This window comes from Mesorhizobium sp. USDA 3734, assembly GCF_056279665.1.
Genome location: NZ_JBWCCW010000001.1, coordinates 6,551,293 through 6,576,134 on the forward strand (window position 1 = coordinate 6,551,293; position 24,842 = coordinate 6,576,134).

Sequence of the window (24,842 nt, forward strand, 5' to 3'; positions counted from 1 at the left end):
CCACCGTCACCGGCTTTTGATTTCCGCGCGGCGGTATAGTTTGGCAAAGAGACATCAGGAGGAACTGGTCATGAACCGTCGCGACTTTCTTTTGAGCGGCGTCGCCGCCATCGGCGTCGTCGGGGCAGCGGCAACAGTGCTGCGCATGAGCAACCCGCAGGCCGCGCAGGCCGCCGAAAAGTTCGAGGTCACCAAGACCGAGGCCGAGTGGAAAGCCATGCTGTCGCCGGCCGCGTTCGACGTGCTGCGCAAGGAAGGCACGGAATATCCCGGCACCAGCCCTCTGCTCAACGAACACCGCAAGGGCATCTTCGCCTGTGCCGGCTGCGACCTGCCGGTCTACCCGTCGGAGACGAAATTCGAGTCCGGCACCGGCTGGCCGAGCTTCTGGCAGGAGATCCCCAAGGCGATCGGCACGACCGTGGACCGGTCGCTCGGCATGACGCGCACCGAGGCGCATTGCCGCCGCTGCGGCGGCCATCTTGGCCACGTCTTCGACGACGGCCCGGCGCCGACCGGCTTGCGTCACTGCATCAACGGTGTCGCGCTGACCTTCAAGCCCGCCACGGCCTGATAAGATCCAACTCAGATACGAAAAAACTCCGGGCTTGCGGCCCGGAGTTTTTTTGCGCGGTCAGAGCTTTTCGGGCGTGGACTGGAGGAGCTTCCCGAAACCGCTGCCCACGTCTGGGTTCAATGACCCCCGCCGCCGCCACCACCGGCCGCGGCCGGCTTGCGGATCAGCATGGTGAACAGGCCAAGCGTCGCAAACAGCACCGTCAGCATGAAGAACACATCCATGAAAGACAGCAACGCCGCCTGTTGCTGGACCATACCCGACAGCTTGGAGATGGCGGCACTCGTCGCGTCCAGGCCGGGGGTCTGCTCGAAATTGAGTGTCATGTTCTGCAGCTTGGTCTGCGCGGCTTCACTGCCCCATTGCACGTGCTCGGAGAGCCTTGCGTAGTGGAAGGCATTGCGGTCGATCAGCACGGTGTTGATCAGGGCAAGGCCGACGGCGCCGCCAAGGTTGCGGGTGAGGTTGAACAGGCCTGACGCGTTCTTCAGCCGCTCGGGCGGCAGCGTGCCGAGCGCGATATTGTTGATCGGCACCATGCACAGCATCATCGAACAGCCGCGCAGGATCTGCGGGATGAGCAGTTCGTAGAAATCCCAGTCGGCGGTCAGATGCGTCATCCACCAGGTGCCGGTGGCAAAGCCGAAGAAGCCGACCATCATCATCAGCCGCGGATCCATCTTGTTCGACAGGATGCCCGAGATCGGCGCGGTGAAGAACATGGCCAGTCCGCTGACGAACAGCGCCTCGCCGATCATCATCGAATCGTAGCCGCGGATGCGCCCGAGGAACACCGGGTAGAGATAGGTCAGGCCGTAGAGGCCGATGCCGATGACGAAGGAGAACAGCGAGCCGAAGGCGAAGTTGATGTTGGTGAACGCCTTCAGGTCGACGATCGGCTCCTCGGCGGTGAACACGCGCCAGAAGAACAGCACCCCGCCAATGGTCATGACAATGGCGCAGATGAACACGCCCTGGTCCTGCAGCCAGTCATTGTTGGGGCCTTCCTCGAGCACATATTCCATGCAGCCCAGGAGCGCCGCCATGCCGGCGAGGCCCCACCAGTCGAACTTGTTGAACAGCTTGAGGTTCGGCTTGTCGAAGTCGATCAGCGTCCAGGCGGCCGTCGTCACCAGGATGCCGGGCACGACATTGACCAGGAACAGCCAATGCCAGGACATGGCATGGCTGATATAGCCGCCGACGGTCGGGCCGATGGTCGGCGCCAGCGTCGCCACCAGGCCGATCATCGGCGACACGACGGCGCGGCGCGACGGCGGGAAGATGGTGAAGGCGGCAGCGAAGACGCTCGGGATCATGCCGCCGCCGATGAAGCCCTGGACGGCGCGGTAGACGATCATCTGGTCGATGTTGGTGGCGGTCGCCGCCAGCGCACTGGCCGCGGTGAAGCCCGCCGCCGAGATCGTGAACAGCACGCGTGTCGACAGCATCCGGCTGAGGAAACCCGACAGCGGGATCATCACCACCTCGGCGATCAGATAGGCGGTCTGCACCCACGGGATCTCGTCCGAGCTGGCGCTCAGGCCGGCCTGGATCTCGGCCAGCGAGGCGGAGACGATCTGGATGTCCAGGATGGCCATGAACATGCCGAACACCATCGCCAGGAACGCGATGACGCGCCGCGTCGAAATGGTGTCAGGCACGGCCGGCCTCGCCGGCGGCGCTCCTGCTGTCAGGGTTGCGGTTGCCATGGTATTGCTCCCTGGCGATCGCTCAGTTCGATGCGGCCGCTGATGCCGACCCGGATGGGGCGGTGCGGCTGTCGACGGCGACGACGACGCTCAGGCCGGCGCGCAGCTTGCCGCTCTTCAGCACGTCGGCGGGCACGTCGATGCGGACCGGAACGCGCTGCACCACCTTGGTGAAGTTGCCGGTGGCGTTTTCAGGCGGCAGCAGCGAGAACACGGCACCGGACGCCGGCGCCAGCGACGAGACGGTGCCCACGAAGTCCTGGCCGTCGGTTGCATCGACCGAGATCTTGACCTTCTCGCCGGGAACCAGCCGGGCAAGCTGCGTCTCCTTGAAGTTGGCGACGATGTAGAGCTTGTCCATCGGCACGATGACGGCGAGCTTCTGGCCGGGGCTGACGAGATCGCCCTGTTCCACGGAACGGTTGCCGACGACGCCGTCATAAGGCGCCTTGAGCACGGTGAAGGAAAGATCCCGCTCGGCCTTGTCCCGGCTGAGCTGCAAGGACGCCAGCGTGCTTGCCGATTCGGCGCGTTGCGCCTGCAGCACGCCGATATTGGCCTGCGCCGCGGCGATCGTCGCGTCGGCGCCGACAAGGGCGGCATTGGCCTGCTGGACAGCCGTCTGGGCGTCGTCCAGTTGTGCCTGCGTGCCGACATGCGTCTTGAGCAGTTGCGAGGCGCGCGCCGCGACCTTGGCCGCATTGTCGGCCGCGGCCTGGTCGGCGACCTTCTGCGCCTGCGCCTGCTGCAGCGAGGCGCGCGCCGCTTCGGTCTGGGCGTCGATACGGTCGAGCGTCTTGCTCAAAGTGGCAATCTGCGCCTCGGCCTGGGCGACTGCGATCTTGTAGTCGCCATCATCGACGACGAGCAGCGGATCGCCGGCCTTGACCGACTGGTTCTCGCTCACCTTGACCTGATCGACATAGCCGGAAATCTTGGGCGAGATGAACGCCATGTCGGCCTGGACATAGGCGTCGTCCGTCGAGATCATGAAGCGCCCAGTGGTCCAGTAATCGTAACCGTACCAGGCGCCGGCGCCCAGCAAGGCAACGCCGATAATTGGCAGCAGAAAGGGCCGCACCGAACGCTTCTTCTTGGCCGGAGCTTCTGCTGGCGGCGACGAGACGGGCTGGGTGGGCACTTGCGGTGCTTCCGTCGCCGGCGCAACCTTGGCGTTGGGGAAGGGACGGACTTCGGCTGACGTCGGCGCGTTCGAGGACATGACATCTCTCTAAAATTATAATACTGAACCGTTCGGTTCGATCCGGGCGTTGACATAGCGCGTAAAGAGGACCATATCAAGGGCAATCGAACCGGTTGGTTCGAATTATTTTCGAGGTGTGACTTTCATGACCGAGACTCCGCCCAACGTCGAAACCGACCAGTGTGGCGACCTGCTGGACAGCCTGCGCCGTGGCCGCCCGGCGGCCGGACAGGATCCGATCAAGCGCAGCCAGATCATCGATGGTGCCCGTCGTGTCTTCATCGACAAGGGCTTCGAAGCCGCCTCGATGAACGACATCACCCGTGAGGCCGGCGTCTCCAAGGGCACGATCTATGTCTATTTCGCCAATAAGGAAGAGTTGTTCGAAGCGCTGATCGAGGAAGAGCGCGGCTCCATCTTCAAGAACATGTATGACGTGCTGGACAAATCCGACGACCTGCGCGAGACGCTAGTGAAGTTCGGCAAGGTGCTTGCCCTCAAGATCACGTCGGCCAAGGTGATTCAGGCGCAGCGCACGGTGATCGGGGCATCCGACCGGATACCCGACATGGGCGCGCGTTTCTATGAACGCGGTCCCAAGCGCGGTCACGACAAGGTCGCTGCCTTTCTCAATGCCGCCATCGAGCGCGACCTGCTGCGGATCGACGATGTCGATCTCGCCGCCTATCAATTCACCGAACTGTGCCTGGCCGGCCTGTTCCGCCAGTGCATCTTCGCCTACCGCACCAAAGCCCCGACCCAGGACGAGATCGACCACATCGTCAGGTCAGGCGTCAGCATGTTCCTCAGGGCATACGGCACCGAAAGGCTTGTGGCGGAAGAAGGCCATCAGACGATTGCTATCGAAGCCAAGCCCTAGCCATTTGTTTTTGCGGAATTCCCGGACGGAAACCGGTTCACGCTTTCCTGGAATTGCTCTAGCCGCCGTTGGCGGCAAGCACGATGGCGGCCTGCAATTCCTGCAGGCCCTCGGCCTTTTCCGAAGACGTCGCCAGAACGAAGGGAAACGCCGCCGGCCGCTTCTTGATCTTCGCCAGCGTCTCCTCGATCAGCCGCGGCACGCCGGCAGTCTTGATCTTGTCGGTCTTGGTCAGCACGATCTGGTAGGACACCGCCGCCTTGTCGAGCAGCGACAGCACTTCATCGTCCTTGGCCTTGATGCCGTGGCGGGCGTCGATCAGCACATAAACCCGCTTCAGCGTGACGCGGCCCTTGAGATAGTCGAAGACCAGCTTGGTCCACTCGTCGACCTTCTCCTTCGGCGCGGTGGCATAGCCGTAGCCGGGCATGTCGACCAGCGCCAAGGGCGGCAGGTCGGCACCCTCACCTGAAAATCCGTCCGGCACGAAATAGTTGAGCTCCTGCGTGCGCCCCGGCGTGTTGGAGGTGCGCGCCAGCCCCTTCTGGTTGACCAGCGCGTTGATCAGCGACGACTTGCCGACATTCGAGCGGCCGGCAAAGGCGATTTCCGGCGGTCCCTCCGGCGGCAGGAACTTCATGGCCGGCACGCCGCGGATGAAGATCCACCCTCGCGTAAACAGTTCGGTGCCGATTATGCTGCTGTTCAGAGCGTTCAAGCTGCTGCCTCCAGAAGAGAAATATTGGCACCCCGGATAGCATCGAGGTTGCGGCTGACCTTGTCCACCGGCCAATCCCACCACGCCACCGCCAGCAGCCGCCTGATTGTCCGGTCGTCGAAACGCATCCTTACCACCTTGGCCGCGTTGCCGGCGACGATCGCATAGGACGGCACGTCGTGTGTCACCACTGATTTCGCACCGACGATGGCGCCATGGCCGATCGACACGCCAGGCATGATCACCGCCTCCATGCCGATCCAGACGTCGTTGCCGACGATTGTGTCGCCGCGCACTTCCTTCGACCATGTCGCCGGGTCAAAACCCTTTTCCCAGCCATGACCGAAAATATTGAACGGATAAGTCGAAAAGCCGGACATGGCGTGGTTGGCGCCGTTCATGATGAAGCGCGCGCCCTCGGCGATGGCGCAGAACCTACCGATGATCAGCTTGTCGCCTATGAACGGATAATGGTGCAGGACGCATTTTTCGGCGAATTTGTCCGGTCCGTCGGGATCGTCATAATAGGTGTAGTCGCCGATCTCGATGTTCGGCGCGCTCACCAGCCCCTTGAGGAAGCCGACGCGGGTATGCATCGGGATCGGGTGCTTGATGTTGGGGTTGGGTCCGTCCATGTCGATGTCCGTTAAAGAATTGGGGTCCGTCAAAGAAATGGCCGCCAGGCGCATCCTAAATCCGCATGCGCCCGTTCAAAATAGCGTGATCCGCCCTATAGCACCAATCGGCTGACGAGCGAGCTTTCCTTGGCGGCTTTGCTCATTTGCTGCCGCGGCAGATCACGATCGGATCGGACAGCGCACTGTCGAAACCGCTGCCCTGATAGACGGTGACATTCGAAGCGCCGGGCGGCAACATGAAGGTGCCCTCGACGATTTTCTGGTCGCCGGCCGGCGTGTGCAGAGCCCAGCTATAGGTGCAAAACTGAGGCGGCGCCTGGGGTTCGACGTGGCTGCAGTTCAATTGTGCGCCGCCCAGCATGGCGGCACCGCCGCAACTGACGGCCTCCTTTGCGAGCGCAATTCCAGGCCATGCTGCGAGGGCCGCCACGGTCGCGATCTTCAACCAGTTTATCGTCATATCCTCGCCCGGCAACGGCCTGTCACCGGGTCCTTTTTGTTGCGTCGCAGCCCATGCGTCATTTTTTTCAGGCGGCTTAGTCCGTCTTGCGCATCGCGTCCAGCGGGATTATGTGCATGATGATAATAAGCATGCTCACTAAAAGTCGCGCCGAAAACCCCAGTACCTCCCATGCCATCCCCCCCCAACATCAGCTTCGTGCTGCACGATGTCGCGCGCCTGCTTCGAAAGCGGTTCGAGCAGCGGTCGCGGGCGTCGGGGCTGACCCGCGCCCAGTGGCAGGTGCTGGCCTATCTGTCCCTGCATGAAGGCATCCACCAGAACAAGCTCGCCGACCTGATCGAGATCATGCCGATCACGCTCGCCCGGCTGCTCGACAAGATGGAAGTACGCGGCTTCATCGAGCGCCGGCCCAATCCCACTGACCGCCGGGCATGGCTGCTTTACCTGACGCCGCAAGCCCATCCGCTGATCGAAATCATGCGCAGCAATGGCCAGAAAACGCGTGACGAGGCCTTCGTCGGCCTTTCCGCGGATGCCCAGCTGCATCTGCTGCAAACCCTGTCCCACATCAAATCCAATCTGCTCGCGGCTTGCACCCAGCCTGCCGTCGACCGGGAGAAAATACATGGCTGAATCAACCTCACCCAAAAAGCCTGTCGAAGACGACGGACCTTCCGCCGACCGGACGAGCGACCAGATCATCCGGCTGGACAGCGAACGGGAGCAAAGGCGTGCCAACACCGTCATCGACGATGACGAACTGGAGGCACCGGTTGCCCTGGAGCCGGCGGCACTCGAGGCTCCGTCAAAAGAGCCGCGGCAGGCCACGGTCGCCGTTGCGCCGCCGGCCCCGGTCAAGCCCAGGCGCAGCCTGACGCGGCCCATCCTGTTCGCGCTGCTTCCGGTCGCGCTGGTCGTCGGCGGCTATTACTACGTCATCGGCGGCCAGGTCATGACGACGGACAATGCCTACATTCAGGCGCAGTCGCTCGGCGTCTCCACCGATGTCTCCGGCACCGTGCTCGAGATCGACGTGCACGAGAACCAGGCGGTGAAGAAGGACCAGGTGCTTTTCCGGCTGCGGCCGGCCTCTTTCGAAACCGCTCTTGCCGCGGCCGAGGCCCAGCTCGGGACCGTGCGCAACCAGGTGCTGACCTTGCAGGCGAGCTACCAGCAGTCGCAGGCGCTGATCGAGCAGGCGCAGGCCGATATCCCCTATTACGAGGCCGCTTTCCAGCGCCAGCAGGATCTTCTCAAGACCTCCACCTCCTCCAAGGCGACCTTCGACAGCGCCCAGCATGACCTCGTTGCCGCCCGCCAGAAAGTGTCCGTTGCCGAGGCGCAGGCGCAGGCGACGCTTGCCCAGCTCGGCGGCGACGCCAACCAGCCCGTGGAGAAGAACCCCTTCTACCTCCAGGCCCAGTCGGCGGTGGACGACGCCCAGCGCAATCTTGCCGATTCCATCGTCAAGGCGCCGTTCGACGGCATCGTCACCAATGTCGACGCGCTTCAGGTCGGCAAGTACCTGCCGGCTTCGCAGCCGGCGTTCAGCCTGATTTCGGCGACCGATCTGTGGATCGCAGCCGAGCCGAAGGAAACCGAACTGACCTATGTGCGGCCGGGACAGACGGCGACGATCAGCGTCGACAGCTATCCGGGTGCCGTCTGGCACGGCACGGTCGCCTCGATCAGCCCGGCGTCGTCGTCGAGCTTCTCGCTGCTTCCGGCGCAGAACACCACCGGCAACTGGGTCAAGGTCGTGCAGCGCATTCCGCTGCGCGTGACGGTCGATGATCTCCAAGGCAAGCCGCCGCTGCGCGGCGGAATGAGCGTCGTGGTCGGCATCGATACCGGCCATGCGCGCGGCCTGCCGGACTTCGTCACCGACCTCATCAACCGGTTCGGGCAAAAGTCATGACCGGCGCGTCCGCGACGGGTGGCGTGATCGCCAATCGCGGCGCCATCACCGCCTGCGTGATCCTGGCCGTGATCATGCAGGCGCTGGACACCACCATCGCCAATGTGGCGCTTCCCTATATCCAGGGCAGCGTTTCGGCGAGCGCCGACCAGATCAACTGGGTGCTGACGTCCTATATCGTGGCGGCGGCCGTCATGACGCCGCCTTCGGGCTACCTTGCCAATCGTTTCGGCCGCAAGCGCATCCTGCTGATATCCATCACCGGCTTCGTCGTCGCGTCGGTGCTGTGCGGCTTCGCGCAGTCGCTGCCGCAGATCGTCGGCTTCCGCCTGCTGCAAGGCCTGTTCGGCGCGGCCCTGGTGCCTTTGGCGCAGAGCATCCTGCTCGATATCTACAGCGTCGAAGAGCGCGGCTCGGCGATGGCGCTGTTCGGCGTTTCGGTGATGGTCGGGCCGGTGCTCGGCCCGGTCATCGGCGGCTGGCTGACCGAAAATGTCAGCTGGCGCTGGGTGTTCTACATCAACGTGCCGATTGGCGCCCTGGCTTTCGCCGGCGTCTCGATGTTCGTCCTGGAGACCAAGACCGACCTGAAGGCGAGGCTGGACTGGCTGGGCTTCGGCATGCTCAGCGTCACCATCGCATCGCTGCAGATGTTCCTCGATCGCGGCGAGCAGCTCAACTGGTTCTCGTCCTCCGAGATCATCGTCGAGGCGCTGATCTGCGCGTCGGCCTTCTACACCTTCCTCGTCCACACCTTCACCGCCCGCAACACCTTTGTGAACCCGAGGCTCTTCCTCGACCGCAACTTCGCCGTCGGCATGATCTTCATCTTCATCATCGGCATGACCTATCTGGCCTCGCTGGCCCTGATGACACCCTATCTGCAGACACTGATGGGCTATCCGGTGGTGACGGCCGGCATCGTCATGGGGCCGCGTGGTCTCGGCACCATGGCGTGCATGTTCCTGGTCGGCAGGCTGATCGGCAAGGTGGACACGCGCTGGCTGCTGTTGACCGGCCTGCTGGTCACCGCCTGGGCGATGTACGACATGACCGGCTGGACGCCTGACGTCTCGCAATGGACGATCATCAGCACAGGCTTCATCCAGGGCGCGGGCCTGGGCTTCCTGTTCGTGCCGCTGACCACCATCACCTTCGCCACGCTGGCGCCGGAGCGGCGCGCGGAAGGCACCGGGCTGTACAATCTGTCGCGAAACATCGGCTCCAGCGTCGGCATATCGGTCGTCACCGCGCTGTTGACGCAGAACGTGCAGATCAACCACGCCAACATCGCCACCTATGTGACGCCCTACAACCAGGCGTTCGGCAATCCGGCGATCTTCCAGGCGATGAACCCTTACAGCGCCGCCGGCCGGGCCGCGCTCGACGGCGTGGTGACGCTGCAGGCGACTGTTATCAGCTACATGAACGACTTCAAGCTGATGATGATCCTGTCGCTTGCCGCCATTCCGCTGGTTCTCTTGCTGCGCAAGCCGGCGACGCCGGCCAAGATCGACCACAGCGCCGTCATGGAGTAACGGGCGACGCAGTCAAAAAGAAACCGGGGTCCTGTGAGGGACTACAGGACCCCGGCCGATACGGCTTCCCAAGAAACATGGCGCCTCGTCATGAGGTGGGGACGGCAGGCCCGAGAAAGCCCCAACGGTCCTGCCTGTATCCCCTCGCCGGAAGCCGTTACTTCGGCAACAGCACCTTGTTGACGACATGGATGACGCCGTTCGACTGGTTGACGTCGGCGATCGTCACCTTGGCCTCGCCACCGGACTCATCCATGATGTAGAGCTTGCCCTTCTTGACCTCGGCGGTCAGCGTGTCGCCGGAAACGGTCTTCATCTCATACTTGCCGCCCATCGCCTTGGCCTTCTTCATCATTTCGGCGCCCGAGATCTTGCCGGCCACGACATGAGCGGTCAGCACCTTGTTCAGTTGGTCCTTGTTCTCAGGCTTCAGCAGCGTGTCGACGGTGCCCTTGGGCAGGGCCGCGAAGGCTGCGTTGGTTGGCGCGAAGACGGTGAACGGGCCGGCGCCCTGCAGCGTGTCGACAAGGCCGGCCGCCTTCACGGCGGCGACCAAGGTCGTGTGGTCCTTCGAATTGACGGCGTTCTCGACGATGTTCTTGGTGGTGTACATCGGCGCGCCGCCAACGTTCGGGTTCTTGGCATAGGCGGGAGCGGCAATCGCCACGCTGGCGACAAGTGCGGAAATGGCGACGGTCCTGAATGACGGCAAGCGCATGTGTTCTTCCTCCGGGTGAGGGCTGATCGGAATTGATAGCCTTTGGAAACGCACACGCAGTCACGCCGCTTGTGGGGCGCTAGTTTCGTCGGTCACGGGAACGTGATGAAAGGGTTCGTTCAACAAAAAAGCCCCGGCGAAGCGGGGCTCTTTTGAATGCTGGAGAAAGCTCGGTGCCTTCTATTCCGCTGGTGACGGTTTCTTTCGGAACAGTGCGATCAGATTGTCCCACAGCTCGATTTTGGCGCCCTGGCGCTTCATGATCACGCCTTGCTGGAGGATCGACAGCGTGTTGTTCCAAGCCCAGTAGATGACCAGGCCGGCCGGGAAACCCGCCATCATGAAGGTGAAGATGACAGGCATCCAGGTGAAGATCGCGGCCTGCGTCGGATCCGGCGGCGTCGGGTTCATGCGCATCTGCAGGAACATGGTGACGCCCATGATCAGCGGCCAGACACCGATCATCAGCATGTGCGGCAAGGTGACCGGAACGAGGCCGAACAGATTGAAGATCGACGTCGGATCGGGTGCCGCCAGATCCTGGATCCAGCCGAAGAACGGCGCGTGCCGCATCTCGATGGTGATGTAGAGCACCTTGTAGAGCGAGAAGAAGACCGGGATCTGCAGCGCCACCGGCCAGCAGCCGGCAAGCGGATTGATCTTCTCGGTCTTGTACAGCTCCATCATCGCCTGCTGCTGCTTCATCTTGTCGTCCGCGTATTTCTCGCGGATCTCGAGCATCTTGGGCTGCACCTTCTTCATGTTCGCCATCGACGCGTAGGACTTGTTGGCTAGCGGGAAGAAGATGGCCTTGACGATGACGGTGGTGGCGAGGATCGCCAGGCCGAAATTGCCGAAGAATTTGTAGAGCGTGTCTATCAGCCAGAACATCGGCTTGGTGATGAAGTGGAACCAGCCCCAGTCGATCAGCAGGTCGAACCGCTTGATATGGCGATCTTCCGCATAGGCATTGATCTTGCCGACTTCCTTGGCGCCGGCAAAGATTTCACTCTCCACCGTCGCCGACTGACCGGCATCGACGGTGATCGGGTCGGTGAGGAAGTCGGACTGGTAGCGATGGCGGCCATCCTCGAAATAGGCGTAGCGCGGCTGGAACGGCTGCTTCTCGGTCGGCACCAGCGTCACCGCCCAGTATTTGTCGGTGATGCCGAGCCAGCCATCGGTCGACTTGCCCGGCGTGAACTGCTTGTCCTTCTCGATGGACGCGTATTTGTGTTCCTGCAGGCCCTCGGTGCCGGTGAAGCCGATCAGGCCCTCATGCAGCACGTAGGTGCTGGCAACGGCCGGCTTGTCGAAACGGGTGACGCGGCCGTAATTGGACAGCGAGACGGCAGCGGTACCCGAATTCTGCACCGTGTCGGAAACCGTGAACATGTAGTTGGTGTCGACGGAAAAGGTGCGCTTGAAGGTCAGGCCCTTGTCGTTCGAATAGGTCAGCGTGACCGGCGTTGTCGGAGTCAGCGTCGCATTGCCGTCGATGGCCCACACGGTCTCGGGACCGGGCACCGCGCCGGTCTTGTCGTTGCCGACGAAGCCGATCTCGGCATAGTAGCCATTGGGGAGTGCTGCCGGGTTGAGCAGGCTGATCTCGGGCGAATTCTTGTCGACCGTCTCGGTGTAGTGCTTGAGTTTGAGGTCATCGAGACGGGCACCGGTCAGGTTGATCGAACCCTCGAGGCTCGGCGTATCGATCTTGGCGCGGGTCGTGGTGGCGAGCGCCTGTTCGCGGCCGGCCGGCGTCACTGCGTCGGTGCCGGGTGCATTCGGAATGGCGCCCGGTGCGGCGGGCGTTCCGGTGTCGGCGCCGGGATTGGTGCCGGCGGCCTTCTTCTGCTCCTCGACGCGCTGCTGTTCGACGCGTGCCGCCTCGCGCTGGGCTTCGCTGCGCGGCAAGACGTAAAAATATTGCCATACCGCCAGGATCAGCACCGACAGCGCGATGGTGATGAAGAAGTTCCGGTTGTTTTCCATCGAAAGCCCTTGGCCTATCGTGTTCCGCGCAGTCGGCGGGAGAGTTCGGCCTTCAACTGGCCGAACGGAATGGTAAGCACGTCTTCACGCCCGACGATGACATAGTCATTGCCAGGCGCCATGTCACTTGCCGCATGCGTACGGACGGCTTCTCGCAGCCGCCGGCGGACGCGGTTGCGGACAACCGCATTGCCGACCTTCTTGGTGACGGTGTAGCCGACACGCGGCGACAGGCCGTCGCCGCGGTCGAGAACTTCAACGAGAAAAAGCCGCCCGCGTCGCTTTTCACCACGACGGACGGCCAGGAATTCCGCGCGCTTCAGAAGCCGCTTGGGATTTGGTCCCACTGGCTTGCCGGATGCGGGCAACGATCTCGTCTTCCGTTCAGGCGCTGAGCCGCTTGCGACCGCGGTTGCGGCGAGCTGCGACGACGCCGCGACCACCCTTGGTGGCCATGCGGGCACGAAAGCCGTGCCGACGTTTGCGGACGAGTTTAGACGGTTGGTAGGTACGCTTCATTTGTTTTAATACCGCGGGGTGCGGCCCTTCTTGATTCTGTCACTGTGTAACAGGAGCTTTGCCGGGCCGGCTTTGGCGCGATCGAAACCGCGCCGGGACGAATGGCCCGAGCGTGTGCGGGCTTATAGAAAGAAGGCTTTTGGAAGTCAATCCGGAGTCGTCGGGCCGAAGCCGGGCGTTGTTCAGACCGGTTTGTGTTTCCGACCAAGGATGAAATTGGCAAAAAAGCCGTAATCGCCTAATCTGCGTTGATCAAGTGATTGTGAAGACATGGACCGCATGAGCGAAACCATACAAGCGCAGGAAAGGATCGGCACGGCGGAGCCAGCCATCGTGCGCACGGTGCCACTGTCGCGCGGCCTGTCGACCAAGCTGCTGCTGCTCACCATCGTCTTCGTGCTGATGGCCGAAGTGCTGATCTTCCTGCCCTGGATCGCCAGCTACCGGCTGAACTGGCTGAAGGAGCGGCTGAGCACGGCGGCGGCGGTGTCGATCGTGCTGGTGCAAGGTGAATCCACCTCTTTGTCGCGCACGGCCCAGAACGACGTGCTGATGGCGATCGGTGCCAAGGCGATCGCGGTGCGCGACGGCGGCGTCTCGCGGCTGCTGGTGGTGGCCGAAATGCCGCCGAAGGTCGACGAACACATCGATATCGCCAGCATCGGCATGATCAAGGGCATGACCGGCGCGCTCGACACGCTGTTTTTCGGTGGCGACCGGATGCTGCGCGTCTTCGGCCCGGTCGGCGACTCGGACAAGGAGTTCGAACTGATCATGCCGGACAACAGCCTGCGCAATGCGATGCTGCGATACTCCCGCAACGTCGCCTTCGTCTCGCTGCTGATCTCGCTGTTCACCGCCATGCTGGTTTATGCCGCGATCGACCTGATCATGATCGGGCCGATCCGGACCATGACGCGCTCGATGCTGTCCTTCTCCGAAGCCCCTGACGATCCCGGACGCATCATCCATCCGGCCGCCCGCGCCGACGAGATCGGCGTTGCCGAGCGCGAACTGTCGCAGATGCAGGAGCGGCTGCAAAAAATGCTTTCCGAGCAGAAGCACCTTGCCGACCTTGGCCTTGCCGTCTCCAAGATCAACCATGACATGCGCAACATCCTGGCCTCGGCGCAGCTGATGTCGGACCGCCTGCGCCAGGTCAAGGATCCGACCGTGCAGGCCTTCGCGCCGAAACTGCTGCGCGCGCTCGACCGTGCCGTCTCCTATTCCGAAGGCGTGCTCGCCTATGGCCGCACCCAGGAGCCGCCGCCGGCGCGCCGACGCTTGAGGCTGCGCCAGCTGGTCGAGGACGTCCACGGCCTGCTCGACATCGAGCAGGGCATCGAGTTCGTGAATTCCGTCGAGCCGGCCTTCGAGGTGGACGCCGATTCCGATCAGCTGTTCCGCGTACTCACCAATCTGTGCCGCAACTCGGTGCAGGCGATGGCGGCAGACAGTGAAAACGCCCTGGTTCGCCGCCTGGCGGTGTCGGCCGTGCGCCTGGGCAGCGTCAGCCGCATCGCCGTCAGCGACACCGGCCCCGGCCTGCCGCCGAAGGCGCGCGAAAACCTGTTCGCGGCCTTTCGCGGCTCGGCGCGCAGCGGCGGCACCGGCCTTGGCCTGGCGATCGCGCACGAACTAATCCGCGCGCATGGCGGCACGGTGGAACTGGTCGAGAGCATTGGCGGGCGCACCACATTCGCCGTCACCATTCCCGACCAGCCGGTCCGGCTCGACCAGGCCCGCAACGGCCTGCGCCGCCCGGCATGATGGTTCGGGCGCGTTTTGCCCGATGCTCCTCCCTGTAGGTCCGGCGCTCATTTCTCAGGGATCGGTGTTCTTCCCTCCAAGGATTGAGTTCGGGCTCGACTTCGGAGCCATTTCCAAGCGCCGGAATCCGCGCCGTGATCGCCGACCAGGGCACTTGTGACAAAACTTTTACCGGATCGACTTGCTTTTCGGAAATTCAGTCGCTAGGGAACACGTCTCGTCGCGGCCGGTCGTTCACGATCGGCTCGCGGGGTCATGGAAAGCATGGCCTGTTGCGCGCCCGTAGCTCAGCTGGATAGAGCACCAGACTACGAATCTGGGGGTCAGGAGTTCGAATCTCTTCGGGCGCGCCATTCTATCCACCCTTCTAGATTCATGCCGCTCAGCGGACGCCAGCGCTGCAGCTAGCCGCGCTGGCGCTTCTTATTATTTGTTATTTGCCGTCTTGCCCGCGACGGACGCGTCGACTGGCATCGGCGTGAGCGTCGCCGTGGCTGGCCAGACGACGCCTGCCGTGCCGATGCGGAGGCGCGCATGATCGCGACCTACCGCAGCGCAGCCGCATGGATCTAACAGGCGCTGGGGCGCTGGGTAGAAGCGGTCGAGCGCTTGCCGAAACCAAGATCACAGACCGAGGGTCTGACTGGCTTCCAGATGAGGTGCGATCGTCACGTCTATGGCAGGTCGACGGGTGGCCTCGACCAAAACGGCCGCTGCCTGTTCAACCTGATCGGCCGCATGGTCAACCAGGTCGAGCTTCTTCGCCAGCCGGTCGTGCAGCGTCGAAAGCCGTGCTGCGTGGTAGACGGCGCTTCGCTTTCGGCCGTCCAGGTTGAGCGGTTCAAAGAGCATGGTGACGGCTCCTTACTGTGCGTGTCGGTGGCAACGATCCTCAGCAGTCGCCTTCTGGCTGCTTTCGCATGTCGAGCGACCTCCCGTTCCAAAACCCCAAGTTCAATCTTTATGCCGCGTCCTCACACGGTTTGCGATCCCTTCAAAAGGAGAACCGTGGCCTATCCCTTTGGTCCGCCTTCGGGGGGCCAGTCGACCTCCGGGCCAATAAGCTGGGGACCGCTCGCCGATCCAAATCTTTCACGATGGCAAACTAAATTCCTGGAGGTCCAATTCCATGAAGCAAGGAAAGCGACAACTTCCAGGCCGCTTGCGTCTGATCGAAGGCACCTATCGCGCCAATCGGCACGGGCCTGAAGGAAGCGCACAAGAACGACTCGCCAAGCCCGCTTGGCTGCGCTTCCCGGAAGGTGGGACGAATGAGCGGGCGCCTTCCTGTCAAAACAGCGCCAAAAACAGGCGAACGGTTGCGGCCGCCGAGCACCTTCAGCTTCGGGAATACATCTCAAAGATATCCATTTATCACGGCAACTATTCGCTCAGGTACACCTCAGAGGACATTCTCTACCGGCATCCCCTCCCAGAGCCGTTGCAGGAGCACCTGAAGAAGGTTCAGGATTTCACTCAGCAGTACGTCCAATATCCTCCCGCTATTGTGACGACTGGACCAGCCCACCCATAAAACCACCGATCAACGCGCCAAATTTCCCCCACCACGCCGCGTCATAGTTTGCTTCCCCAAAAGAATCCCAAACATGCCCAGACGTGCGGAATACCACATCCGCTGATCGCCTGCGATTCTCGGCCTCGAAAACAGGGGCAGGAGAATAGGGAGAATGGCCTTTGTAGCTAGCAATCTGGGTAACGGTCAGGCCACGTCTGTCAGCGTGGTACCCATGTGCCATGACGACATGATGGGTGTGAAGGCTGCCACCGACTACGCGTATTGGGACGACAAGACGATCGGGCGCTGGTGTATGCTTATGATATTAGTCGCTGGGCAGGGCGCAACGCTCCGCTTGATTGCGCAACTGTCCGACTTCGAGGACAGGCGGAGACCAACGAGCCTGATTTGAACATGTCCCCCACCAGCACCAAGCGCGCTTTGATCACCGGGGCGGGCGCCGCCGACGGCATCGGCTTTGCCATTGCCCGGCAACTCGGCCGTGCTGGCCATGCCGTTTTCCTCACAGGCGCCAGTGGGCGTGTGCTCGATCGCGCTGTTGAGCTTTGCGCCGAAGGCATCGATGCCAAAGCCGTTGTCGCCGATCTCACCATCGCGGCTGATGTCGCGCGGCTGCGGGCTGATGTCGGCGCGGTCGATATCCTGGTCAACAATGCCGGCATGGGCTCGCTGGCATCGCCCTCGGTCGACAAGGCGTTTCTCGCCATGACCGAGGCCGACTGGGACCAAGGGATCGACATCAGCCTGAAGACCGCGTTTCTGGTCACCCGTGCGTTTCTGCCGGCGATGGTCGAAGCGGGCTATGGGCGCCTCGTCAATGTGGCGTCGGTCACCGGACCGCTGGTGTCTTTCGAAGGCACATCAGCCTATTCCGCCGCCAAGGCCGGCATGGTTGGTCTGACGCGCACGCTGGCGCTCGAAGTGGCGAGACACGGCATCACAGCCAATGCCGTGGCCCCCGGCTGGATCGAAACGGGGTCGTCGAGCGAGATGGAGCGGCAGGCCGCCCTGCATACGCCGCCGGGACGGGCCGGGCGACCCGACGAGGTGGCCGCCGCGGTCGTGTTCCTGGCGTCGGATGGCGCCAGCTATGTCAATGGCGCCCTGCTGGTGGTGCCTTCAGGAACGCAAGGGCTGAGGGCTCAAAGGCGTTTGTCGTCGACGTCAGCCGGCGGGCAGGCCTCGCCGAAGATCCTCGCCCCTCAGGACGCCTTGGCCAGGAAATTCCGACAGTCCGACTTGGCCTGCAGCAGGCGCGGAACATTGTCTCGCGATCCGCGCACATGGGCGCGGCCCAGCGTGCCGGCCCGAGCGGCGTCGCCGGCGCAGATCGCCTCGACGATCTCGGCATGCTCGTCGCGGGCGATCTGCGCCCTGGCGGCATCATTTCCTTCAGCGCCCAATTGGCTATGTGCGAAAAATCGTGGCCCGTGGATGGAGGTCCACGGGCCACAGGCCGAACCAGTGGGAGTGGTCTGGTTCAGCAAAGTGACGGCCGGCACCGCTTCTGGCGACTGCGAAACGGATTGGCGTTGCCCCATGTCATCTGGGCCACTTGTGTCTCGCCACACCTCGGCCAGGCATCCAGCTTGACCTATGCCGGCGAGCGACGTGTCGATCCGCGAGGCAGGGAATATGTTTGCGGCCGCTCAACCTCGATGCGGCGTCCTTCGTCGGCCGAGCGTCGCACGGCCAAGGCAGTGGCCAAAGATGCGACACCATCCCATCCTGTAGCGGTGGGCTTTGCGCCATCTAGTACGGCGTTGTTAAACTGAGAGACAGTCGCTTCGTAGAGATCGACAGGGGTCGTTGGTATTTCGACCACCTCTCTTCCCACGCGAAGAAAAACCTGCCCGACCGGTGCTTCATCAAGGATCCCGCGACCGTAGATCGAACCGTCGGTCCCGTGGATTTCCAAAGCTGTTTCGTGGTGCGCGAAAGCTTGCCCTTCGTGCATGTAGGCGATCAGCCCCGAGCCAAATCGAACAATCGATTGCGCCTGATCCTCGACACCATTTCTTCCAATTAGCGAGCTCGCCTTCATCGCCATAACGTCAATGGGTTCATCTTCAAGAACAAACCGCAAGACATCCGCATTGTGGACTGTAAGATCGTAAATGACACCGCCTTGGGCCTTGTCATTTGTTCGCCATGTCTGCAGCTCTTCCGGCAGGTATTCGCAATACATCACCCTCGCCGCGAGCGGTTTTCCTATCCGTCCGCTCCGCACGAGATCGCGAATTGCACGATGTGTCGATGCACCTCGCATGTGGTGATTTGTGCCCAAGACAACGCCCGCTCGATCGCATGCTTCGGCCATTGCAACGGCATCCGCAACTGTCAGTCCCAAAGGTTTTTCGCAGAGTACATGAAGCCCCATTCCCGCTGCTTCAAGCGTGACGGCGTGGTGCCGTTCATTCTGGGTGGAAACGTAGACAGCGTCGATGCTCGTCAGTTTGTGAAGTTCACTCAGGCTGGTGGCCGCGAACGGAATGTCAAACTGCTTTGCAAAGTCACGACCGCGTCCAATGTCACTGCTGACAATGCCGACAAGTACCCCTCTGGGAGCGGACTTGATGGCCTTCGCGACCCAGGTCCGTGCAATTTGGCTGGCACCCACGATGGCCCAGCGCACCGGGCCTGGAGCTGCGGCAGATGCCTCAGTTTCAGCAACCAGCTTTTCAGTCATGGAGTTCCCTCGCGATGGGAGGCCCTATCTGAAAGTCACGGAACGTAGCCTCGAAGCCCTCGCGTTCTGGCGAGCAGCACATCAATCCAACGTCAACGGCCTCGGATGGAGGGAAATAGGCAAGACGAACAGGTTTCCAGAGTTGATCGGAAGCATCGAGGTACTGGACGCGGATTGCTTCGCGATGCCTGGTGAGCCTGATTCCAATTCCATTCTCGTCAGCCGGAATGCTGACCAACGACCAATCGGAGACATCGTTTGTAACGACAACCGAAAAATACAGTCGCCCGTCTGTGAGCTCTATACCAGCCTTGATCCAATGCGTTTCACTCAACCTGATCATCAATCCGGCCTGGTCATAAAGCGACTCGTACGTCCCTTTGACAAACACCTGAACCGTAAAATCGCCATCGACTCTTCTGTGAAAGAAATGACCAGAGTCCCGCCAGAAACCATAAAACGTCTCTCTCCAGAAATCCGTCTTGTCCCCGGTTATGACCTTCAGACTGCCATCGCCATATTTGTATTGAAGAGGCTGATTTAGCCATCTCATGTTGTCAGCGTCCATTTCTTGACTGCTCCTGCTTGCTGGAATCACCAATTCAAGTGGGTCCGCCCACGACCAGGTGTCGGCGCTTGCCGACTATGCAAACCAGGTGTCTGAAAGCCTGTATCCTTCGGGAAACGGATCTTCCGGATCGACACCGTAGTAGCTGACGCCCGTTAGCCAGGCGCGCCCCGAGACCTGAGGGATTACCGCCGGGATTTCCCCTGCCTTCGCGGTTTCAACGATCGTGCAGTTAAAAACCGTATCAAGAATGGACAGATGGCGGAACGCCTCTCCAACATCGAGGTCTCCGCGCGCATGAAGAAGCGCCAAGCGCGCGGACGTGCCCGTCCCGCAGGGGCAACGGTCAAGGCGCCCGGGTGAGACCACGACCGCGTTCTTCGATGTCTTAACCCCATCTACGATCTTGAGGGGGTCGACGAACAGCGTCTGGTTGATTGTGTGGATCTGCGGGTTTTCAGGATGAATGGAAGGCAATTGGGCCGCCGCCGCGCTCTTGATTCTTTCACCCACCTCGACGAGCTTCCTGGCTTCACCACGATCAAGCGCAAGCCCGACATCTGCAACTTCAACAATGCAATAGATCATCCCGCCGTACGCCACATCCACGCGCAGTGAACCGATTCCAGGGACCTCAATCGTCTTGTCTCTGTGCATGACGAAGGAAGGAACATTGCGAAATGTAATGCGACGGCATTTTCCGGCCCGGCATTCTGCCACCACCTCCACAAGTCCTGCGGGGGTGTCGACCCGCACGATCGTCTGGGGCTCTCTCATGGCTATCATACCGGTCTCAAGAGCGACCGTGACCGTGCAGATAAGGTTGGAGCCCGACATCGGAACGAAAAAATCGGACTCCATCACGATCATTCCGAAGTCGGCCTCAGGCCGCATCGGTGGCGTAATGAGGTTGACCGCGGCGTTGACACTTCCACGCGGATCAAACAACAGCATGTTTCGCAGCCATGGACTGTCGCTCTCGAGATTCTGCATGCGCTCGAACATATTGGCGCCCCTGGGCGGAAGCACGCCACCGGTAATCACACGGCCGACTTCACCTTCAGCGTGGGCACCAACCACGGTAATTGCTCGATCCAGTTGCATCAGCGTTTTTCCTTCATGCCTGCGAATATCGGATTCAAAGATCCAATATATCATATCCAAAAATACGGAGGGGCCACAGCATCCAGTTTAGACCGGCTCTCGGCTCTCGAAGAGCGGCTAGACGTTCCCCGAGAGCACAACCGAGCTCTCCGATTGCCAACCAATTCTGACCGTATCGCCAATCTTCGGCGGCAGGAGCGCAGGAGTGTTCTGGACCTGTATCCGCACTTTGTGCCCCGCTTCTGTGGTTGCGGTGAAGAATGACCGACTGCCGGTGAAAAGAATGTCCACAATCTTTGCCGATAGCGAATTGTCAGATCGGCTATCGATACCCTGAAAGAACAGGGTTTCAGGACGCACAGACATCGTCGCCAAACTCCCTGGCCGCACGTTGTGATCTGATGCGCCGATAAGGAACCGACCCTCGGAAGCCTCCAAAAACAACTTGCCACCTCCTGGATCGACGACGACCTCGCCCTCAAACAGGTTGGTTTCGCCGAGGAACTTGGCTGCAAAAAGCGTTCGCGGCCGATTGTACATGGCTTGGGGAGGATCGATTTGGACAATATTGCCACGATCGATCAACACCACTCGATCCGATAGGATCATGGCTTCATCCTGATCGTGAGTAACGTAGATGAACGTCGCGCCGGTTTCAGCCTGAATGCGCTTCATTTCGATGAGCATGTGCTGGCGGATTTTCAGATCAAGCGCGGCAAGCGGCTCATCAAGCAGTAGCACCTTCGGACCATTCACCAAGGCTCGCGCCAACGCAACACGCTGACACTGGCCGCCGCTGAGTTCATGAATGTAGCGATGCGCCAGCTGCTCCATCTGAACAATATGCAGCATCTTCTGGACGCGCTCGCGGCGTGTTTCCTTGTCTATTCCCTTGACCTTTAAGCCATAAGCAACATTCTCGAAGACATCCAAATGTGGGAACAATGCATAGCGCTGGAACACCATATTGACCGGACGCTTCTCCGGAGGGAGGTTCGCGACGTCCTGTCCATCAATGCGCAACGTACCTGCCGAGAGAGACTCGAAACCAGCGATGATGCGCATCAGGGTCGTCTTGCCACAACCGCTCGGCCCCAAAAGGGTAACGATCTCACCCTCCTGAATCCTGATATTGATGTTGGTCAGAGCCTGAAATTGTCCAAAGCGCTTCTGTCCCCCGGTCACCTCTATTATGGGTTGAGCATTGTTCATATTTTCACCACTAGGATTGACGGGCCGACAATGCGGACGCCCTTTTCAGGTGCGAGATCAGATAGGCAACCGCCATCACCACGATCGAGAACAATAACGCGAGAGTTGAAACCGCGTTGATGAGCGGAGTGACCGTTCTTCGCATCATCGACCAAATATACATTGGAAGTGTGGTCTCTGTTCCCGACACAAAGGACGTCACCACGAATTCGTCAAAAGACAGAGCGAAGCTTAAGATCGCGCAAGATATCAGGGTTGGCGCAATAATCGGAAGTGTTACGCGCCTGAACGTCGTGAGCTGAGAAGCACCGAGATCACGTGACGCCTCTTCAAGTGTCCGGTCGAAGAGCGCCAAGCGAGCCCGCATGGCGATCATCAACATTGGAAGAGCGAGCACGACATGAGAAATCACTATGGTAACGGAAGACAATTGAACGCCGAGTTGGGCAGCAAGGACCAGAAGCGAGACACCAAGGAAAAGACCGGGCAACGCAATTGGGGTAATGCAAAGGAAATCGAGAACCGCCCGACCTCGTTTGCCCAGTCTGAGCCAAGCCAGCGAAGTCGCCGAGCCAAGAAGCAGCGTCACGACAGCAGTCGCCAAGGCTATCAGCAGGCTCAGCATCAGCGCCGATCCCAGCTGTGGCACTTCAAAAATCTGCTGATACCAACGGAGGCTATAGCCAGTAATCGGAAACGAGAACGATTGAGTCGCGTTGAAGCTGAACAGCACGATCAGAACGAGCGGGAGCAGTAGAAAGCCAAGCGTTAAGTAGACGACGGATTTCAGAAGCATCACTTCGGCTCCCTGGCAATCATGATTTTCCTGCGCCGCGGCATCAATCCGCATAGGCGGGATATCGCTACGACGATCACGTAAATCACCAGCGAAAGCAGAAACATCAAGAATGCCTGCGCAGCGCCAAGCGGCCAGTTGCCTGTTTTTCGAAATTGGTCAGCGATAAGCAAGCCGGTTGTTTGTCCAGACGAACCGCCAACCATCTGGGGAGTCACGTAGTCCCCGGCCGCGAGTATGAATGTCAGCATGAATGCACCAATCAATCCCTGGGCAGCATTCGGCGCCACGACGCGAAAGAACGCGCCAAGGGCAGACGTGCCAAGATCACGAGACGCATCGATCAATTCCGATTTGATTTCGCTCATCGCCGCGACGACCATCAAAATGGCGAAAGGCAAATAGATATGAATGAGTGTGACCGCGACTGCGAATGGACTGAACAGAAACGCACCGATCGGCGTGTTTATGATTCCAAGCTGAATAAGGGCAGTGTTGAGCAGCCCATTTGTCCCGAGTAACGTCCTCCACGCATAAATCCGTACCAGATAGCTAGAGAACCAAGTTATCAAAATAAGATAGTATATGACTTTCGAACGCGTTACATAAGTCAGATAATAAGCCATAGGCACAGCCAGAAGCAATGTCGCCACAGCTGTAATTAAGCCGATCACAATCGCATTCAACGTAACGCGAATAAACAAGGCTGATCCGATTGCGTCCAAATAGTTTTTTGCGACAAAATCGGGAACAATTCGGAAGGCGCTGGCCGTCCAAAAGCTGTACGAAAACAATAATATGGCTGGAGCAGCGAAGAAAGCTACCATGTATAGCGCTGCTGGCGCAGCCAGCATGCTGCCCGATTTCTGCGAAGCGTTCACGATTCAGCTCCTGACTCTGTTGGACGCAGGAGATGAGGATATCTCCTGCGATCATCAACAATTTGTCGGTCGACAGACGCTTTACATCCCAGCCTTGAACTCTTGCCAAGCCTGGACCCAGTCCGCGTATGAAGCGTGCTCGGTATCTCCCTCGACGGGCGGAATGCCCGGAAGCCCCGCAGCGAAAAGCTCGGCTACCTTGGAGTAGTCGATGCGCTTTTTCGCATTTTCGTCCAGAAACTCGACTGCTTTCTTGGAGACTGGAGCCTGAGACACAGCCATCGCGACTTCAGCTTGAATCTTCGGATCCAGCGCCTGGTTGATAAATGCATGCGCGGTATCAATGTTGTCGGCAGAAACCGGAATGAACCAGGCATCCACCCAGAGTACCGGCCCCTCCTTCGGAATAGCCATTTCGAGCTCGATACCCTGCGGCTTAACCTGCGCGATGATTGCCGGATCCGCTACGACAACGGCGACAACCTCGCCCGACGCAATGAAGTTAGCCACATCTCCCATATTAATCGAAATTAGACGCGCCTGATCACGATAGGCGATAAAGCCGTCAAAGGCGCTCTTCAACTCAGCCTTGGTCAGCAGCGGATACTTCTCACCGAAACCAGCAAGTCTGGCAATGAGCGGCCAGTTGCCGGTTGCATCGTCCATGATCGCGATCTTACCCTTCAATTCGGGCTTCAGGAGATCCGTGTAGGAAGTCGGCTTTGCCATCACCTTCGAGTTATACAGGAGCGAGTTAAAGCCCCAGGAGTATGGAGCTCCCCAATGCTGCCCACCCGAGAACCAGGTGGGCTTGTCAAAAAATACGTCAAAGAGATTTTCTGGATTATAATTTGGGATTTTTTGGACGTCCAATGGATGAACGATCTTCATGTCATTGATGTATAGTTTGCTATAGGCCTGATTGTATTCCGCCAGATCAATTGGTGGGGGATTTCCGGCGACGAATTTGGCTTGAACATCGTCCTGCGACGCGATTGTTGCCGTCTCAACGGTGATCCCATTTTTCTCACGCCAGTCCTTCAACTGCACTGAGAGGTCGTAGCCCTCCCAAGCCATGATCTGCAATTCTCCGCCCGCGGCTGCGTTTGCCGGCGTCACAAACAAACGCCCCGTCATCAAACCGAGGCCTGCGCCCGCAATGCCGACCAGCGCGCGACGACGCGTCATTTCAACGCCGTTGGATACCAATCCTTCCGGTGACATGGACATTCCCCTTTGCTCTTCGCGTTTCGCGAAATTTTGATATAAAGGATATTGGATACAAATCTGCGGTCTGTCAATCAGCTTGTCACGACCGACTTGATTGACCCATCACTGAGAGGGAAGATACGTTGTCCCTCTCGCCACCAATCGGAAGCGATCAAGCACATACCCTCAAGACTGATTT

General features: G+C 60.3%; 25 protein-coding genes and 1 tRNA gene. 9 read left to right on the forward strand and 17 right to left on the reverse strand.

Translation table 11 applies throughout. The features are described 5' to 3' along the window. Positions 1-70 precede the first annotated feature (70 nt). A complete protein-coding gene (gene msrB / locus ACZ89F_RS31330; RefSeq protein WP_476096035.1) occupies positions 71-574 on the forward strand; it encodes a peptide-methionine (R)-S-oxide reductase MsrB in 504 nt (167 codons plus the stop codon). 119 nt (positions 575-693) lie between these two features. On the opposite strand, the gene ACZ89F_RS31335 is transcribed toward msrB, so the two are convergent. Both ACZ89F_RS31335 and ACZ89F_RS31340 read right to left on the reverse strand, forming a co-directional pair. Further along, the gene (locus ACZ89F_RS31335; protein WP_476096036.1) at positions 694-2,289 is read right to left on the reverse strand and encodes a DHA2 family efflux MFS transporter permease subunit; all 1,596 of its coding nucleotides are present in this window, start codon (positions 2,287-2,289) and stop codon (positions 694-696) included. Between the two features lie 22 nt (positions 2,290-2,311). Further along, positions 2,312-3,511 (reverse strand): HlyD family secretion protein, encoded by a 1,200-nt coding sequence (locus tag ACZ89F_RS31340; RefSeq protein ID WP_476096037.1) that lies wholly within the window; start codon positions 3,509-3,511, stop codon positions 2,312-2,314. Between the two features lie 127 nt (positions 3,512-3,638). Here ACZ89F_RS31340 and ACZ89F_RS31345 point away from each other — a divergent pair, with 127 nt between their 5' ends. Next, entirely contained in the window at positions 3,639-4,373 is a 735-nt protein-coding gene (locus ACZ89F_RS31345; RefSeq protein WP_476096038.1) for a TetR/AcrR family transcriptional regulator, read from the forward strand. A gap of 58 nt (positions 4,374-4,431) precedes the next feature. Here ACZ89F_RS31345 and yihA read toward each other — a convergent pair whose 3' ends face one another. From yihA to ACZ89F_RS31360, 3 genes are all read right to left on the reverse strand, one after another. Continuing rightward, complete coding sequence (gene yihA / locus ACZ89F_RS31350; protein WP_024502094.1) at positions 4,432-5,091, reverse strand: ribosome biogenesis GTP-binding protein YihA/YsxC; 660 nt, start codon at positions 5,089-5,091, stop codon at positions 4,432-4,434. Next, positions 5,088-5,726, reverse strand: coding sequence for a CatB-related O-acetyltransferase (locus ACZ89F_RS31355; protein ID WP_476096039.1), 639 nt, complete (start codon positions 5,724-5,726; stop codon positions 5,088-5,090). The genes yihA and ACZ89F_RS31355 overlap by 4 nt, the downstream gene beginning before the upstream one ends. A gap of 142 nt (positions 5,727-5,868) precedes the next feature. Further along, entirely contained in the window at positions 5,869-6,174 is a 306-nt protein-coding gene (locus ACZ89F_RS31360) for a hypothetical protein (protein ID WP_476096040.1), read from the reverse strand. Positions 6,175-6,360: 186 nt separating this feature from the next. On the opposite strand from ACZ89F_RS31360, the gene ACZ89F_RS31365 reads away from it, so the two are divergent. The 3 genes from ACZ89F_RS31365 to ACZ89F_RS31375 are packed head-to-tail and all read left to right on the forward strand — an operon-like array spanning position 6,361 to position 9,648. After that, positions 6,361-6,825, forward strand: coding sequence for a MarR family winged helix-turn-helix transcriptional regulator (locus tag ACZ89F_RS31365; RefSeq protein ID WP_476096041.1), 465 nt, complete (start codon positions 6,361-6,363; stop codon positions 6,823-6,825). Further along, positions 6,818-8,110, forward strand: a complete 1,293-nt coding sequence (locus tag ACZ89F_RS31370) for an HlyD family secretion protein (RefSeq protein WP_476096042.1) — start codon at positions 6,818-6,820, stop codon at positions 8,108-8,110. The genes ACZ89F_RS31365 and ACZ89F_RS31370 overlap by 8 nt, the downstream gene beginning before the upstream one ends. Beyond that, complete coding sequence (locus ACZ89F_RS31375; RefSeq protein WP_476096043.1) at positions 8,107-9,648, forward strand: DHA2 family efflux MFS transporter permease subunit; 1,542 nt, start codon at positions 8,107-8,109, stop codon at positions 9,646-9,648. Before ACZ89F_RS31370 ends, ACZ89F_RS31375 begins: the two co-directional genes overlap by 4 nt. 157 nt (positions 9,649-9,805) lie before the next feature. Here the strand turns inward: ACZ89F_RS31375 and ACZ89F_RS31380 are convergent, their stop codons facing one another. The 4 genes from ACZ89F_RS31380 to rpmH all read right to left on the reverse strand — a co-directional run bounded on the left by ACZ89F_RS31380 (position 9,806) and on the right by rpmH (position 12,877). Then, positions 9,806-10,366: a fasciclin domain-containing protein gene (locus tag ACZ89F_RS31380; protein WP_476096044.1), complete on the reverse strand. Its 561-nt coding sequence runs from the start codon at positions 10,364-10,366 to the stop codon at positions 9,806-9,808. Between the two features lie 180 nt (positions 10,367-10,546). Then, on the reverse strand, positions 10,547-12,358 hold the full coding sequence (gene yidC, locus ACZ89F_RS31385) for a membrane protein insertase YidC (RefSeq protein ID WP_476096045.1): 1,812 nt from the start codon (positions 12,356-12,358) through the stop codon (positions 10,547-10,549). A gap of 14 nt (positions 12,359-12,372) precedes the next feature. Then, entirely contained in the window at positions 12,373-12,726 is a 354-nt protein-coding gene (rnpA, locus tag ACZ89F_RS31390; RefSeq protein WP_111545239.1) for a ribonuclease P protein component, read from the reverse strand. Positions 12,727-12,742: 16 nt separating this feature from the next. Then, positions 12,743-12,877 (reverse strand): 50S ribosomal protein L34, encoded by a 135-nt coding sequence (gene rpmH / locus ACZ89F_RS31395; RefSeq protein WP_008833937.1) that lies wholly within the window; start codon positions 12,875-12,877, stop codon positions 12,743-12,745. Between the two features lie 279 nt (positions 12,878-13,156). On the opposite strand from rpmH, the gene ACZ89F_RS31400 reads away from it, so the two are divergent. Both ACZ89F_RS31400 and ACZ89F_RS31405 read left to right on the forward strand, forming a co-directional pair. Beyond that, a complete protein-coding gene (locus ACZ89F_RS31400; RefSeq protein WP_476096046.1) occupies positions 13,157-14,647 on the forward strand; it encodes an ATP-binding protein in 1,491 nt (496 codons plus the stop codon). Between the two features lie 276 nt (positions 14,648-14,923). Continuing rightward, positions 14,924-15,000: transfer RNA gene (locus ACZ89F_RS31405), tRNA-Arg, on the forward strand. A gap of 271 nt (positions 15,001-15,271) precedes the next feature. Here the strand turns inward: ACZ89F_RS31405 and ACZ89F_RS31410 are convergent. Further along, entirely contained in the window at positions 15,272-15,499 is a 228-nt protein-coding gene (locus ACZ89F_RS31410) for a hypothetical protein (RefSeq protein WP_476096047.1), read from the reverse strand. A gap of 277 nt (positions 15,500-15,776) precedes the next feature. Here ACZ89F_RS31410 and ACZ89F_RS31415 point away from each other — a divergent pair, with 277 nt between their 5' ends. Further along, on the forward strand, positions 15,777-16,181 hold the full coding sequence (locus ACZ89F_RS31415) for a hypothetical protein (protein WP_476096048.1): 405 nt from the start codon (positions 15,777-15,779) through the stop codon (positions 16,179-16,181). Between the two features lie 396 nt (positions 16,182-16,577). Beyond that, positions 16,578-17,777, forward strand: coding sequence for an SDR family NAD(P)-dependent oxidoreductase (locus ACZ89F_RS31420; protein WP_476096049.1), 1,200 nt, complete (start codon positions 16,578-16,580; stop codon positions 17,775-17,777). A 1-nt stretch (position 17,778) separates the two neighbouring features. Here ACZ89F_RS31420 and ACZ89F_RS31425 read toward each other — a convergent pair whose 3' ends face one another. From ACZ89F_RS31425 to ACZ89F_RS31455, 7 genes are all read right to left on the reverse strand, one after another. Further along, the gene (locus tag ACZ89F_RS31425) at positions 17,779-18,873 is read right to left on the reverse strand and encodes a Gfo/Idh/MocA family protein (protein WP_476096050.1); all 1,095 of its coding nucleotides are present in this window, start codon (positions 18,871-18,873) and stop codon (positions 17,779-17,781) included. Beyond that, positions 18,866-19,441 (reverse strand): DUF1349 domain-containing protein, encoded by a 576-nt coding sequence (locus tag ACZ89F_RS31430; RefSeq protein ID WP_476096051.1) that lies wholly within the window; start codon positions 19,439-19,441, stop codon positions 18,866-18,868. Before ACZ89F_RS31430 ends, ACZ89F_RS31425 begins: the two co-directional genes overlap by 8 nt. A gap of 75 nt (positions 19,442-19,516) precedes the next feature. After that, positions 19,517-20,545: a proline racemase family protein gene (locus ACZ89F_RS31435; RefSeq protein WP_476096052.1), complete on the reverse strand. Its 1,029-nt coding sequence runs from the start codon at positions 20,543-20,545 to the stop codon at positions 19,517-19,519. 117 nt (positions 20,546-20,662) lie between these two features. Further along, a complete protein-coding gene (locus ACZ89F_RS31440) occupies positions 20,663-21,757 on the reverse strand; it encodes an ABC transporter ATP-binding protein (protein ID WP_476096053.1) in 1,095 nt (364 codons plus the stop codon). 10 nt (positions 21,758-21,767) lie between these two features. After that, positions 21,768-22,553 carry an ABC transporter permease gene (locus ACZ89F_RS31445; protein ID WP_476096054.1) on the reverse strand — a complete coding sequence of 262 codons (786 nt, stop codon included), beginning with the start codon at positions 22,551-22,553 and terminating at the stop codon, positions 21,768-21,770. Continuing rightward, a complete protein-coding gene (locus ACZ89F_RS31450; protein ID WP_476096055.1) occupies positions 22,553-23,434 on the reverse strand; it encodes an ABC transporter permease in 882 nt (293 codons plus the stop codon). The genes ACZ89F_RS31445 and ACZ89F_RS31450 overlap by 1 nt, the downstream gene beginning before the upstream one ends. Positions 23,435-23,515: 81 nt before the next feature. Then, on the reverse strand, positions 23,516-24,664 hold the full coding sequence (locus tag ACZ89F_RS31455) for an ABC transporter substrate-binding protein (protein ID WP_476096056.1): 1,149 nt from the start codon (positions 24,662-24,664) through the stop codon (positions 23,516-23,518). Between the last annotated feature and the right edge of the window lie 178 nt (positions 24,665-24,842).

Coding starts and splice junctions, on each gene's coding strand:
- msrB (WP_476096035.1), top strand. CDS start 71: ATGAACCGTCGCGACTTTCTTTTGAGCGGCGTCGCCGCCATCGGCGTC.
- ACZ89F_RS31335 (WP_476096036.1), bottom strand. CDS start 2,289: ATGGCAACCGCAACCCTGACAGCAGGAGCGCCGCCGGCGAGGCCGGCC.
- ACZ89F_RS31340 (WP_476096037.1), bottom strand. CDS start 3,511: ATGTCCTCGAACGCGCCGACGTCAGCCGAAGTCCGTCCCTTCCCCAAC.
- ACZ89F_RS31345 (WP_476096038.1), top strand. CDS start 3,639: ATGACCGAGACTCCGCCCAACGTCGAAACCGACCAGTGTGGCGACCTG.
- ACZ89F_RS31355 (WP_476096039.1), bottom strand. CDS start 5,726: ATGGACGGACCCAACCCCAACATCAAGCACCCGATCCCGATGCATACC.
- ACZ89F_RS31365 (WP_476096041.1), top strand. CDS start 6,361: ATGCCATCCCCCCCCAACATCAGCTTCGTGCTGCACGATGTCGCGCGC.
- ACZ89F_RS31370 (WP_476096042.1), top strand. CDS start 6,818: ATGGCTGAATCAACCTCACCCAAAAAGCCTGTCGAAGACGACGGACCT.
- ACZ89F_RS31375 (WP_476096043.1), top strand. CDS start 8,107: ATGACCGGCGCGTCCGCGACGGGTGGCGTGATCGCCAATCGCGGCGCC.
- ACZ89F_RS31380 (WP_476096044.1), bottom strand. CDS start 10,366: ATGCGCTTGCCGTCATTCAGGACCGTCGCCATTTCCGCACTTGTCGCC.
- yidC (WP_476096045.1), bottom strand. CDS start 12,358: ATGGAAAACAACCGGAACTTCTTCATCACCATCGCGCTGTCGGTGCTG.
- rpmH (WP_008833937.1), bottom strand. CDS start 12,877: ATGAAGCGTACCTACCAACCGTCTAAACTCGTCCGCAAACGTCGGCAC.
- ACZ89F_RS31400 (WP_476096046.1), top strand. CDS start 13,157: ATGAGCGAAACCATACAAGCGCAGGAAAGGATCGGCACGGCGGAGCCA.
- ACZ89F_RS31410 (WP_476096047.1), bottom strand. CDS start 15,499: ATGCTCTTTGAACCGCTCAACCTGGACGGCCGAAAGCGAAGCGCCGTC.
- ACZ89F_RS31415 (WP_476096048.1), top strand. CDS start 15,777: ATGAAGCAAGGAAAGCGACAACTTCCAGGCCGCTTGCGTCTGATCGAA.
- ACZ89F_RS31420 (WP_476096049.1), top strand. CDS start 16,578: ATGTCCCCCACCAGCACCAAGCGCGCTTTGATCACCGGGGCGGGCGCC.
- ACZ89F_RS31425 (WP_476096050.1), bottom strand. CDS start 18,873: ATGACTGAAAAGCTGGTTGCTGAAACTGAGGCATCTGCCGCAGCTCCA.
- ACZ89F_RS31430 (WP_476096051.1), bottom strand. CDS start 19,441: ATGGACGCTGACAACATGAGATGGCTAAATCAGCCTCTTCAATACAAA.
- ACZ89F_RS31435 (WP_476096052.1), bottom strand. CDS start 20,545: ATGCAACTGGATCGAGCAATTACCGTGGTTGGTGCCCACGCTGAAGGT.
- ACZ89F_RS31440 (WP_476096053.1), bottom strand. CDS start 21,757: ATGAACAATGCTCAACCCATAATAGAGGTGACCGGGGGACAGAAGCGC.
- ACZ89F_RS31445 (WP_476096054.1), bottom strand. CDS start 22,553: ATGCTTCTGAAATCCGTCGTCTACTTAACGCTTGGCTTTCTACTGCTC.
- ACZ89F_RS31455 (WP_476096056.1), bottom strand. CDS start 24,664: ATGTCCATGTCACCGGAAGGATTGGTATCCAACGGCGTTGAAATGACG.